The organism is Streptomyces sp. NPDC004647, from assembly GCF_040609575.1.
Taxonomy (GTDB): Bacteria; Actinomycetota; Actinomycetes; order Streptomycetales; family Streptomycetaceae; genus Streptomyces.
Map to the genome: position 1 here is coordinate 1 of NZ_JBEXKU010000082.1, position 11,167 is coordinate 11,167.

Here is an 11,167-nt window from a genome sequence, read left to right on the forward strand (position 1 = left end):
CGGCCGACTCCTCGACGGACTCGTGCCCGATCATCGTCTCGCTCACTCGGCGTCTCTCCTTGATCAGCAGATCCGCCGTTGATTAGACACTCCCCCGAGGCCCAACGTGGCCAGGTACAGACGGTCTCGAAGCGCTGGACGCTCGGCGGGGGCGAAGACGGCGGCCTCGAAGCGACCGAGACGTTCAGCTTCGACAGCTCTGACCTGAAGAACCCCCTGCAGGACACCGTCCTGGGCGCGGGGTGGACCTGGCGCGGAGTCATCACCGGCAAGCTGTGAAATTGGCGGGACCACACCCGCTTGCCTGCGTGAGTCTCATTCGCCGAGGGTGGAGAACCCGGAACGTGCGAACTCGCCGGTCCCAAGGCCGGGTTACGGATGGGGATGTTCGACGAGCCAGTCCTGGAGTTCCCGGTGGCGGAACTGGTAGGCCATGCCGGAGATCCGCAGGAGTCCCGCTCCATAGGTCCAGTGGAGGAAAGCGCCGAGTTTCCAGGGGAGCCGGCCTCGGGAGCAGCACAGGAGCACCAGATAGCGGCGGCCCGCACCTCCCATCACGTACATGCCCGATGTCAGCCCGATCGCCAGGCCGCCTGTCACTCCGAACCACAGCCCGGCCGTCGGCCCCACCGTCAGCCCGATGGCCAGCCCGCCCGTCAGTCCGCCCATCAGCCCGCCCGCCAGCGCGCCCGTCAGCCCGAGCACCAGACCCACGAGGAAATCGTCTCTGACGGGGTAGCGGGGGTCGGTGGGTGGGACGAAGTCGGTTCGCGGGGCGGTATCTGCTGCGGAATCCGTTAGCGCGAACGCCAGCGCGCCGGTCAGCCCGCCCGTCAGCACTCCCCCCAGTGCTCCTGCCAGTGCTCCCGTCAGCCCGAGCGCCAGCGCGCCCGCGAGCGCTCCTATCAGCCCGAGCGCCAGCGCGCCTGCCAGCCCACCCGTCATGGTCTGGCCCAGCTGGCGGTGTTGGGCCGGGCTCCGCAGTCGCTGGAGCTGGCCTGTTCTCGGGGCGGGAACGGAAGCGCTGTATGCCCGCCAGATGGCCAGGACCCCGGCCAGGGCGGGGGACGTGGCAGCCGTTAGCTGGCGGGTGGGGAAGCCGGTGGGGACTTGGCTCAGAAGGAGAGCGGCGAAGGCGAGGGTGACGAGAGTGGTAATGAGGCTGTCCGCGATGCGGACACGTTTGGGGCCGGCCATTGGCCATAACTGGTGGAGTACCAGGTCGGTGCCGGGGCCGGCGGTGGTTGGGGTGGTGGCGAGGTGGGTGGCGAGTGCGGAGAGCCATTGGTGGGTCTGCTGGGGGGTGTAGCGGTCGGCGTGGTTGGGGTGCTGGCTGGTGGCGGCAGGAAGGTAGCGGGCCAGGAGGTGGTCGCGAACGGCGCTGGGGGAGGCGAGGGCGCACAGGTCGGCGGGATCGTGGAGGTAGGCAAGGGTGTCGGGGTGGCGTTGCTCGTAGACGGTGACGGCCAGGTTGAGCCGCCAGGGGGTGTCCAGAGAGCGGGCCAGGGTGCCGCCGGGGGCTGCGGTCAGCGTGGTGCGGACGGGTTCCCAGCGCTGGGGTCTGGTGATGCGGGCGGTGAGGTAGGCGTCGGCCTGGCTGTGGTCGACGGGGTCGATCTGGACGCGGGCGGCCTCGCGCATGCGTACGTCCACATCTGCCAGTTCCGCGTACTGGGCAGTGCGGCAGGTCAGGACGACGGGCGCGCTGCCCATGGCGTTCTGGTAGGCGTTGAGCTGGTCCAGAGCCCGGGTGGCGCGGCGGCGGGCGACGGGGGTGCTGTCGGGGTCCATCTCGTCCAGGCCGTCCATGACGGGCAGGATCCGGTGCTGGTCGACCAGGGCGCGGGCGTCGGCGGGGGTGATGCCCCGGTCGCGGAAGCGTTCACTGACCTGCTCGGCGATCCACCGGTTCAGCGGTTGGACGGTGTCCCAGCCCGTGAGTGCGAGACGGACCGGGACGGGGTCGGTGTCGGTGCGGGCCGGGTCGGCCAGGACGGCGAGGAGCAGGTGCAGGGCAAGCAGCGTCTTGCCGGCGCCGGGCTCACCGGTGATGACCAGCCGGGTGGGCTGCAACTGCCGGTAGTAGCACAGGACATCGCTGAGACGGCCCTGGGGGCCGGCGCCGGCAGCGTTATTGGCCGGTTCCGGGGAGTAGCGGAAAGTCAGGTCGATGCGGTGGCCGCCCCGGCCGAGCAGCTGCTTGACCTGGTCCCTCTCGGCGGCGAGGACCGCCGCCGCCAGGGTCCTGGCTTTCGCGTCCAGGTCCGAGGCCGCCTCGTTGCGGTCACCGCGGTAAGCGAACCAGGCCAACCCGGTGCTGGGTGCTGCGATCACCACGCTCATAAGGGTGGCGGCCATCGATGCCACCTGGAACTGCTTGGACAACCACAGCGCCAGCGCCAGGCTCATGACCAGCATCCCAAGAAAGAGGAGGCCCACCCGGTGTGTACGAGATCCCACCATGGGGGCCATCTTCCTGCGCCGTCCCCGCCCGGACAGGCGATCACCCTGTCTACTACTCGGTAGCCGTACAGCACCTTGGAAACCGTCGACCCCAGCCGCCGTGGCCGCCGATGCGCAGCAAGTATCCCGACCAGCACGGGGGTTCGGACTGGAGCCTGATCGCCGACTTCGCCCACCCCAACCGAAGCTGACGCCTCTGCGGGTGCGTCACTCCATCGTGCCCTCCCGCCCCGAGCCGTGATCCAGCTCCGCGCGGACGGTCTTGCCGACGGGCACGCGGTCGAGGACGGCCCAGCGGTCGGCAAGTGCCGCGACCAGAAACACACCCCTGCCCGACTCGGACTCACACGGCGGCAGAACTACGGCACCGGGGCACGGCGGGCGCCTCTCGGTACGGGTGTCGCTGACCTCGATCCGGAGCGTGCCGGGGAGCAGGCTGATGCACACCTCGAAGTCCCGCCCGGGAACCCGGCCATGGGTGACGGCGTTCGCGGCGAGCTCGGCGACGATCGCGGCGGCGGAGTCGGCGAGCTCGGAGCCGTACGGGATGCCCCACCCGTCGAGGCGATGCAGAGCGAGACGCCGCGCGAGGCGGGCGCCGCGAGGAGTGGCGCTGAAACGCTGCCTGAACACACATACGGTGACGGGATGTTGGGGCTGAAGCTGGGCCGGCATGCCCTTACGGTGGCGGCCCCGCGGGCGTGATGACCAGGCGTGCGGACCGTACGCAGGGTCAGCGTACGGGCACTCAGGGTGGACAGTACGGGTAACGGATTGTAACCATGGACCGGTTGGAAACGGGTGGGCACATTACGGAAGGTGACCGGACATGGCGGGATGCGCGGGCAACAACGAGCCGGAGTCGTCGGACAGCCTCAAGGCGTTCGGCGCCGTATCCAAAGTCTTCCGGGAGCGGGCAGGACTCACCCAGGAGGAACTGGCCCCGATGGTGCGGTACTCACCACAGATGGTCGCCTCGATCGAACAGGGCCGCCGCTTCCCGCCATCGGACTTCATCGACCGCGCGGAGGAGGCACTCGACGCGTTCGGAACGCTGAGCGCGGCGGCGCGGCACTTGGCGCGGCGGCCGGGACTGGCAGCGTGGTTCCGCCAGTGGGCAACGCTGGAGGAGCAGGCGGTCAGCCTCTGCACGTACGAGTGCCGCGTGATCCCCGGCCTATTGCAGCCGCAGGCATACGCTCGGGCCGTGACCTTGAGCGTCCCACCACTCAAGGATGAAGAGCAGGTCGAACGGCAGGTGGCCGCCCGACTGGCGCGCCAGGAACTTCTCCGACGCAAGCCCCCCATCGCGTTCAGTTTCATCGTCGAACAGGCTCTGATCGAGCGAGGCACCGGCGGAGTGGAGGTCACCCGAGAGCTAGTCGACCATCTGCTCAACTGCGCCGAGATGTGGAATGTCGAGCTGCAGATCATGCCACTCCGCCAGCCGCAGCATGCTGGCTTCGACGGGCCCATGCAACTCCTGGAAACCCCGGATCACCAGTGGCTGGGGTACTCAGAAGGACAGCGTGGCGGCATGCTGATCTCTGACGCGAAAGAGGTCAGCATCATGCTCCAGCGGTATGCCAAGATGCGCTCACAGGCTCTCACTCCCGATGATTCCGTGAGTCTGCTGAAGCGAATGCGAGGAGCGCTATGAGCGGCACCGAGCTGTCCTGGTTCAAGAGCAGCTACAGCGGCTCCGACGGCGACAGCTGCATCGAGGTCGCCCTCTCCTGGCACAAGTCCAGCCACAGCGGAGGCGACGGCGATGAATGCGTCGAGGTCGCCTCCTGCCCCGAGGCCATCCACGTCCGGGACTCCAAGGACAAGCAGGGCCCTCAACTCACCTTCTCCCCCGCCACCTGGTCAGCGTTCGTCTCGTACGCCGCGACCCGGAGCTGACGCCCCGCATTCGTCCACGAGGGATGACCTGGCGGCGCGGGAAGATCGACGGCGTCGTGCAGGCGCCAAGCCCTCGGGTCAGTGTGCGGGACGGCCATCGCCCGCCGCGTCCAACGCCGCCTGCTCGGCGAGGCGGCGCTTCGCGTCGTCCCAGGTGATCGGCAACTCCTCGACCGGGACCTCCCAGAAGGTGAAGGTAGAGATCCGCATGGTCTTCCGCATGCTGTTCATGACGCTCCGGTGCGGCTCGGTTCTGGCGTACCCGTAGAGGGCGTCGCGGTCCTCCCACGCGGACAGCGTGAAGAAGACGCGCTTGAGAGGCTGGGCGATCAGGGAGGCTCCGAACGCGCCCGGCGCCTTTCGCACCTGGCCCCATGCGGAAAGGGACTTCAGGAAGAAGCGCGGTACGTCCGCGCCGGACCGCACCTCGAAGCGTGAGGCCATGACGTAGGCCCGGGTGTGCGGCGGGGCCGGGTTCGGGGTCGTCCAGGGAAGTGTCGGCACCGTAGTCTCGCTTCCATGAGTGGTGAGTGGCGAGTAGTGGTATCCATAATAGACAGTTCCACTACCCATTAGCTAGCCGGAAGCAGGAGCGCGTGCGTATTTCCGAGTTGAGCCGTCGCAGCGGTGTGCCGATCGCGACGATCAAGTACTACCTCCGTGAGGGCATGCTGCCGCCCGGCCGGGCCACGGCGGCGAACCAGGCAGAGTACGGCGAGCCGCATGTGCGTCGGCTACGGCTGATCCGCGCGCTGATCGGCGTACGGGGACTGTCGGTCAGCGCGACCAGGGACATCCTGGGAGCCATCTCCGAGCACGAGAGCGATGTGCATGAAGTGCTCGGACTCGCCCTCGGCGCCAAACCCATCGACGGCAAGGGGAAGGCGGAGGGAACGGGTGACGGCGAGGGAGCAGGCGAGCAGGGCGGACCCGGGGCGGCCGAAGCAGACGCACTCGTCGACGAGATGGGCTGGCAGGTCTCGGAGGACGCCCCCGCCAAGAGCGTCATCGCCGAGACCCTGGAGACACTGCGCTCACTGGGCCTGGACTACGACTGGCGGTCGCTCGTCCCGTACGCCGAACTCGCCCAGCAGACCGCCGTCCTGGACCTCGACCAACTGCAGGTCACGGAGGACCCGCTCGAACAGGCCGAGCGGGCAGTGCTTCTGACGATCCTTCTGGAACCGACACTCATGGCACTGCGCCGTCTGGCACAGGAGAACGAATCGGCCCGGCGGAACACCGACTGACCCACGCCGATCGACCCTCGCGGCGCCGCGCGTCAACGTCGTCGCCCGCTGCCGGCCTGCGGCGCCGGTCCGGCGCCGGTTCCGCGGCCGCATGCGCGTTTCGACACCGCCGAGCCGCCGAGCGATACCCCGCACAGCCCTGGGATGCGGAATCTGAGGTCGCGCCCCAACAGACCCTGTGGCGCCCGCCGGAGTCCACCAGAAGGTGCGAGTCACTGGCGGCCGCCGGGCGCGGGTGACGTCACCGCCTTCCGCGTGCGCGTACCCGGCCCGCTCAGGAGCGCCACGCCGTGAGGAGTTCCGCCGGACCGTATGCGGCGTCGAGTCCCGTGCACGCGAACCCGCTGCGCGAGACCGCGACGACAGGCACGGGATCGGGCGTGAGCGCGGCGCGGTGGCGGTGCAGCGCGGCGAGGTCGTGCCGGTCGAAGGGGGAATTCTCCAGCCACTTCACTGAGCCGACGAACAACAGCTCCTTTGCGATGGGCGCACGGTCCGCCCCCACGATGTCGATCTCGACATCATTCGTACGGGTCCAGTAGCCGCCGATGGCCGGAGCGGCGGGGAGGTTCGCGTCGGGCAGCAGCCGTGCCAGCGCCTCGCGCACCAAGGGTTCGACGGCGCGACCACGCCAGCTGGTCCAGTTCTCGCGAATTCGCCGCAGCGTCAGGTCGCCCCGGCCCCGCTCGATCTCCTCCATTGCCGGGCCGAGAAGCTTCAGCCAGAAGCGGAGGTAGGGATCCGCGACCCGGTAGCGGCGGTCCTTCGAGGGCTTCGTGGACACGGGAAGCTCCGCCGCGATCACCCGCTTGTTCGCGAGGATCCCCAGCGACCGCTGGAGCGGCGTCGCCCCGATCCCGCCTGCGGCACGGGCGATGTTGGAGAAAGTCCGCTCACCGCTTCCGATCGCGGACAGGACGGTGCGGGCCTGTACCTGCTGGGGGAACTCCGCAGCGAGCGACCGCTCCGCCGAAACCAGCAAGGCGGAGACCGGATCGCTGAGTGCGGCCTCCAGGAAGTGCCACATCCCGGCGCCGTGCGGCCACTCCGCACAGATCAGGGGCAATCCGCCGGTGATCAAGGCCGCATCGAACGCCGCAGCCGGGTCAAGACCCAGCATCTCGCCCACTTCCGCCGGGTTGAGCGGGCCCAGCACCATCTCCCGTCCACGCTGGTGGAACGGGCGCCCATAGCTGTTCAGCGCCTCCATCATCGACAGGTCGGAGCCGATGAGAACCAACAGAACCGGCTTGGTCTCCAGCGCCCTGTCCCAGGCCCGCTGAAGCATGCCCTCGAACGCGCCCTCCTCATCCATCAGATAGGGCACCTCGTCCATGACCACCACGCTCGCCCGGTCGTGCGGCAGTGCCGCGGCCAGTACGTCGAAGGCGGCGTCCCAGCTCGCCGGGCGTGCCGCTGACAGCAGACCCGCCAGCGGCAGGTTGGATGACTGAGCGTCCCGACCAAGCCGCGCCAGGTCGGCCTCCGGCGATGCCCCCGTGGCAGCGTAGAAGAGGAAGGGCGCACCGGACCGCTCGGCGAACCGCTCGACCAGCCGCGACTTGCCAACCCGGCGGCGCCCCCTCAGCATCACGCACCGGCCAGGCCGCTCCCCGCCGACCCCGGACTCCACCTTGCCCAGCTCGCGACGCAGTGTCTCGAGCTCGTTCCGTCTGCCTACGAAATCAGCCATGCCGCCGCTCCTCCATGCTGTCGCCTCGCTCAGCACACAGGTAGATACTAACGTCAAAGTTAGGAACATGGACGTTAGCTATACGCTGTTCACTCGAGCGGGCGGTGCAGTGCGAGGAGCCGGGGGGTGCGCTCGGCGCTGGATGTGCTGACGAACGAGGCGCGCTCAGCCCTCGTCGGGCGCCAGTCGCAGGGAGATGCTGTTGATGCAGTAGCGCTGGTCCGTCGGGGTCGGGTAGCCCTCGCCCTCGAAGACATGGCCCAGGTGGGAGCCGCAGCGGGCGCAGCGGACCTCCGTGCGTGACATGCCGAGCGAGTGATCCTGGATCAGCTCGACGGCATCCGAGTCCTTCGGGTCGAAGAACGACGGCCAGCCGCAGTGCGACTCGAACTTGGTGTCGGAGCGGAAGAGCTCGGCTCCGCACGCCCGGCATTCATAGACGCCGGTCGTCTTGGTGTCGGTGTACTCACCGGTGAAGGCGGGCTCGGTGCCGGCCTGACGGAGCACCGTGTACTCCGCCGGGGACAGCTCCGCGCGCCACTGCTCGTCCGGCTTCTCCACGTCGTACGACATCTGCGGACCTCTCCTCAGGCTTCCGGGCGGGCCGGGCCGCCCTTTCCCAGACGGGACAGGATGGCGGGACCGAGATCGGTCACATCACCCGCCCCCATGGTGAGAACGAGATCCCCGGGCTTGGCCATTCCCGCGATCACCTCGGGGATCGCGGCCATGTCGTGCTCGGCGCGTACGTCCGCGCCGCCCGCCGCCGCCGCGTCGATGATCAGCGCGCTGGTGACACCGGGGACCGGGTCCTCGCGGGCCGGGTAGATGTCGAGGACGACCGAGGAGTCCGCGAGGGTGAGCGCTTCGCCCATCTCCTTGCCCAGCTCCTGCGTACGGCTGAAGAGGTGCGGCTGGAAGACCACGAGCAGCCGGCCCTCGCCCGCGCCTCCGCGGATCGCCTCGAGGTCGGCGGCGATCTCGGTGGGGTGGTGCGCGTAGGAGTCGATGACCTGGACTCCGGCCTCGGTGCCCTGGAGCTGGAGGCGGCGCTTGACGCCGGTGTACGAGCCGAGGGCGGAGGCGAGATTGTGCACGGGCAGACCGAGCGCCGATCCGGCGGCCAGCGCGGCGACGGCGTTGCTCGCGTAGTGGCGGCCGGGGACGGAGACGGTGAAGGTGAGCATCCGCCCGCCGAGCAGGACGGTGACCTCGCTGGTCAGGCCACGAGCGGTGACCTTCACGATCCGTACGTCGGCGTCCTCGGCCTCGCCGTAGGTGACCACCCGCAGCCCGTCCCGCCCGGCGACCCGCCCGGTCAGCTCGCGCGCGCCCGCGTGGTCGGCCGAGATGACGAGGGTGCCGCCGGTCCTGATACGGCCGACGAACGTCTCGAAGGACTCGTAGATCTCGTCCATCGAGGCGTAGTTCGCGTGATGGTCGAGCTCCACGTTCAGGATGATCGCGACCTCGGGCGCGTACTTGTGGAAGCTGCGGTCGCTCTCGTCGGCCTCGGCGACGAAGATCTCGCCCTCCCCGTGCTGGGCGTTCGAGCCGGGGGCGTCCAGGTCGCCGCCGATCGCGTACGACGGCTTCAGGCCCAGTGAGCCGAGGCTGACCGCGAGCATGCTCGTCGTGGTCGTCTTGCCGTGAGTGCCGGCCACGGCGATCGGGCGCAGGCCCTCCATCAGCGCGGCGAGGGCGTCGGAACGGTGCACGACGGGGATCCCGAGCTCCGCGGCGCGGGCGAGCTCGGGGTTGTCGGCGCGGATCGCGCTGGAGACCACCACGCTGGTGGCGTCGTCGGCGAGGTGTCCGGCGGCGTGGCCGATGTGCACGGTCGCACCCAGGGCGCGGAGGGCCTCGGCGGTGGCGGACTCACGTGCGTCGCTCCCGGCGACGCGCGCACCGCGCATGGCGAGGATCTTCGCAATGCCCGACATTCCGGCGCCGCCGATGCCGATGAAGTGCGGTCGGTCCAGCGCGGACGGGCTCAGCTGCGCTCCGTCTTTGCTCTCCGTTGAGTCCTCGGAGTCCTCGGTGGCAAAGCCGGCCGGTGCCATGCGTGTGTCTCCCGGGTCGCTGGGCGGTGGATGCGCCCGCCAGCCTATTCGGTGTGCGCGTACAGCTTGAGCACGGGGACGCCGACCTTGTGGCGGGCCCGTGAGGTCCAGTCGCGGTGGAAGAACTCCTCGACGAGGTGGGGACGGGTCAGCACGATCACCTCGTCGGCGCCGGTCTGCTCGACGATGGAGCGCAGCAGGTCCAGCGGGTGCTTCTCGACGAGCTGGCCGACGGCTTCGCTGCCGGCGGCGCGTAGCACCTCGATGGAGTGGGCGAGCGCGCGCTCGGCGGCGTCCTTGCCCGACGGCTCCTCGCCCTCGCGGACGGCTTCGTCCAGCTCGCCCAGGGCCACGTCGTCCAGGGCCCTGAGCAGGCGGTCCTGATCGCCGTGGGGCTGCATCAGGACGACGAAGGAGGTCGTCTCGTCCCCGTGCAGCGTGGTGACGAGCTCCACGTCGCTGGGGACCAATGGCTTCTCGATCATGAGTACGGTCGTGAACACGGCGGGACCCCTTTGTCCTCGCGGGCCCGGGCAGGCCCCTACGGAAACCATCCTGCCCCGTGTCCGTAACGGGGATCTGCGAGTTTAGGTCCGCCCGGCTGAGGCTGACCGGCCCGCGGCGTTCCATCCCTTGTCAGATCCGACGGTAACGGGTGAAAAGGAACCCGGCCTCCTCCAGTACGGACGTCAGAGCGAATCGTTCCGGCACGGCGATCGGATGACCGTCCATGATCCTCGGTGCCGCGCCGACGGCGACGAGGGGGGCGAGCGTCAGACAGAGCTCGTCGAGATCTCCGGTGGCGGCGAACTGCCCGAGCAGGCGCGGGCCGCCCTCCGTCAGCAGGCGGGTGTGGCCCCGCTCGGCAAGCGCACGTACGGCCCGGTCCGGCTCCACGCCCTCACCGTCCCCGGCGATGATCACCTCGGCGCCGGCGGCGCGGGCGGCGTCGGCGCGCCGGGCGTGGTGCGCGCCGCCCGTCAGGACGATGGTGGGGACCGCCGGCTCGGTGAAGAGGGGCTGCGAGAAGTCCAGATCGAGGCTGGCGGTGACGACGGCGATGGCGGGGGCGGGTGACTGGCCGAGCGCGGCGCGGCGGTCGGCGAACGCCTTCCGGACCCGGGCGGGCCGGTACCCCTCCTGCCGTACGGTCTCCGCACCGACCACGACGACATCGGCGAGCCCGCGCAGCACGCCGAAGATCCGCATGTCGGCGTCGGAGGACAGCGGCTTCGAACGCCCGTCGTGATGGGCGGCACCGTCCAGCGAGGACACCATGTTGCCGCGCAGCCAAGCCCGCCCGGAGGTGCCGGTCGGATCGGGATAGGCATAGGCGTCGGCGAGCTCGGCGAGCTCCCAGGCACGGTCGGTGAGCAGGTCAGGGCCGGTGGGGTCGGTGGGCGGGGGGAGCAGGCGTCGCATGCGGGCAGTCTGGCACGGGACCCTCGCCGGGCGGGCGACACGGGGCGAGCGGCCGGGACCGCCCGCCTGGTGCGCCCCGGCCTCTCCGGCCGCCCCGCCCTTCGCCGGAAGCCGGGCCGGGGTGTCGGAAAGCCGGACCGGGGCGCTCGGACTCCCAGGTGATCCCGGGTGGCATGCCCGGGAGCGGCCCGCGGCAGCACGAGCAGCCTGGCGTCCCCAGGCCGCGTCCGGAGAGAACGGGCAGCCCCCGGCCGCGTCCGGAGATAACGGAGCGCGCCCAAGCCGGGTCCGAAGAGGACGGAGCGTCCCCAGGCCGCGTCCGGAGTAAGCGGGCCGTCCCTGGGCCGCGTCCGGAAAAAAGGGGCCGTCCC

At 69.9% G+C, this 11,167-nt stretch carries 12 protein-coding genes; 4 read left to right on the plus strand and 8 right to left on the minus strand.

The window, feature by feature from the left end; translation table 11 throughout:
• Window positions 1-78 precede the first annotated feature (78 nt).
• The gene (locus tag ABZW18_RS28115; RefSeq protein WP_356192653.1) at window positions 79-279 is read left to right on the plus strand and encodes a hypothetical protein; all 201 of its coding nucleotides are present in this window, start codon (window positions 79-81) and stop codon (window positions 277-279) included.
• A gap of 93 nt (window positions 280-372) precedes the next feature.
• Here the strand turns inward: ABZW18_RS28115 and ABZW18_RS28120 are convergent, their stop codons facing one another.
• Together ABZW18_RS28120 and ABZW18_RS28125 are read right to left on the minus strand one after the other, a co-directional pair.
• A complete protein-coding gene (locus ABZW18_RS28120; protein ID WP_356192656.1) occupies window positions 373-2,463 on the minus strand; it encodes an NACHT domain-containing protein in 2,091 nt (696 codons plus the stop codon).
• Between the two features lie 207 nt (window positions 2,464-2,670).
• The gene (locus ABZW18_RS28125) at window positions 2,671-3,138 is read right to left on the minus strand and encodes an ATP-binding protein (protein ID WP_356192658.1); all 468 of its coding nucleotides are present in this window, start codon (window positions 3,136-3,138) and stop codon (window positions 2,671-2,673) included.
• A gap of 154 nt (window positions 3,139-3,292) precedes the next feature.
• On the opposite strand from ABZW18_RS28125, the gene ABZW18_RS28130 reads away from it, so the two are divergent.
• On the plus strand, window positions 3,293-4,123 hold the full coding sequence (locus ABZW18_RS28130; RefSeq protein ID WP_356192661.1) for a helix-turn-helix transcriptional regulator: 831 nt from the start codon (window positions 3,293-3,295) through the stop codon (window positions 4,121-4,123).
• On the plus strand, window positions 4,120-4,368 hold the full coding sequence (locus ABZW18_RS28135) for a DUF397 domain-containing protein (RefSeq protein ID WP_356192663.1): 249 nt from the start codon (window positions 4,120-4,122) through the stop codon (window positions 4,366-4,368). The genes ABZW18_RS28130 and ABZW18_RS28135 overlap by 4 nt, the downstream gene beginning before the upstream one ends.
• A gap of 78 nt (window positions 4,369-4,446) precedes the next feature.
• Here the strand turns inward: ABZW18_RS28135 and ABZW18_RS28140 are convergent, their stop codons facing one another.
• The gene (locus tag ABZW18_RS28140; protein WP_356192665.1) at window positions 4,447-4,872 is read right to left on the minus strand and encodes a DUF3291 domain-containing protein; all 426 of its coding nucleotides are present in this window, start codon (window positions 4,870-4,872) and stop codon (window positions 4,447-4,449) included.
• Window positions 4,873-4,964: 92 nt separating this feature from the next.
• Here ABZW18_RS28140 and ABZW18_RS28145 point away from each other — a divergent pair, with 92 nt between their 5' ends.
• On the plus strand, window positions 4,965-5,618 hold the full coding sequence (locus tag ABZW18_RS28145) for a MerR family transcriptional regulator (protein ID WP_356192668.1): 654 nt from the start codon (window positions 4,965-4,967) through the stop codon (window positions 5,616-5,618).
• Window positions 5,619-5,892: 274 nt separating this feature from the next.
• Here ABZW18_RS28145 and ABZW18_RS28150 read toward each other — a convergent pair whose 3' ends face one another.
• The 5 genes from ABZW18_RS28150 to ABZW18_RS28170 form a co-directional block, all read right to left on the minus strand.
• A complete protein-coding gene (locus ABZW18_RS28150; protein WP_356192670.1) occupies window positions 5,893-7,311 on the minus strand; it encodes a DUF234 domain-containing protein in 1,419 nt (472 codons plus the stop codon).
• Window positions 7,312-7,476: 165 nt separating this feature from the next.
• On the minus strand, window positions 7,477-7,884 hold the full coding sequence (msrB, locus tag ABZW18_RS28155) for a peptide-methionine (R)-S-oxide reductase MsrB (protein ID WP_356192672.1): 408 nt from the start codon (window positions 7,882-7,884) through the stop codon (window positions 7,477-7,479).
• A 14-nt stretch (window positions 7,885-7,898) separates the two neighbouring features.
• The gene (gene murC, locus ABZW18_RS28160) at window positions 7,899-9,374 is read right to left on the minus strand and encodes a UDP-N-acetylmuramate--L-alanine ligase (protein WP_356192675.1); all 1,476 of its coding nucleotides are present in this window, start codon (window positions 9,372-9,374) and stop codon (window positions 7,899-7,901) included.
• Between the two features lie 44 nt (window positions 9,375-9,418).
• The gene (locus tag ABZW18_RS28165) at window positions 9,419-9,877 is read right to left on the minus strand and encodes an indole-3-glycerol phosphate synthase (protein WP_356192677.1); all 459 of its coding nucleotides are present in this window, start codon (window positions 9,875-9,877) and stop codon (window positions 9,419-9,421) included.
• Window positions 9,878-10,010: 133 nt separating this feature from the next.
• Window positions 10,011-10,796, minus strand: a complete 786-nt coding sequence (locus ABZW18_RS28170) for a pyrimidine reductase family protein (RefSeq protein ID WP_356192680.1) — start codon at window positions 10,794-10,796, stop codon at window positions 10,011-10,013.
• Window positions 10,797-11,167 lie beyond the last annotated feature (371 nt).

Excerpts from the sequence above, each read along its gene's own strand:
- ABZW18_RS28120 (WP_356192656.1), bottom strand. The coding sequence starts at position 2,463 with ATGGTGGGATCTCGTACACACCGGGTGGGCCTCCTCTTTCTTGGGATG.
- ABZW18_RS28125 (WP_356192658.1), bottom strand. The coding sequence starts at position 3,138 with ATGCCGGCCCAGCTTCAGCCCCAACATCCCGTCACCGTATGTGTGTTC.
- ABZW18_RS28130 (WP_356192661.1), top strand. The coding sequence starts at position 3,293 with ATGGCGGGATGCGCGGGCAACAACGAGCCGGAGTCGTCGGACAGCCTC.
- ABZW18_RS28135 (WP_356192663.1), top strand. The coding sequence starts at position 4,120 with ATGAGCGGCACCGAGCTGTCCTGGTTCAAGAGCAGCTACAGCGGCTCC.
- ABZW18_RS28150 (WP_356192670.1), bottom strand. The coding sequence starts at position 7,311 with ATGGCTGATTTCGTAGGCAGACGGAACGAGCTCGAGACACTGCGTCGC.
- msrB (WP_356192672.1), bottom strand. The coding sequence starts at position 7,884 with ATGTCGTACGACGTGGAGAAGCCGGACGAGCAGTGGCGCGCGGAGCTG.
- murC (WP_356192675.1), bottom strand. The coding sequence starts at position 9,374 with ATGGCACCGGCCGGCTTTGCCACCGAGGACTCCGAGGACTCAACGGAG.
- ABZW18_RS28170 (WP_356192680.1), bottom strand. The coding sequence starts at position 10,796 with ATGCGACGCCTGCTCCCCCCGCCCACCGACCCCACCGGCCCTGACCTG.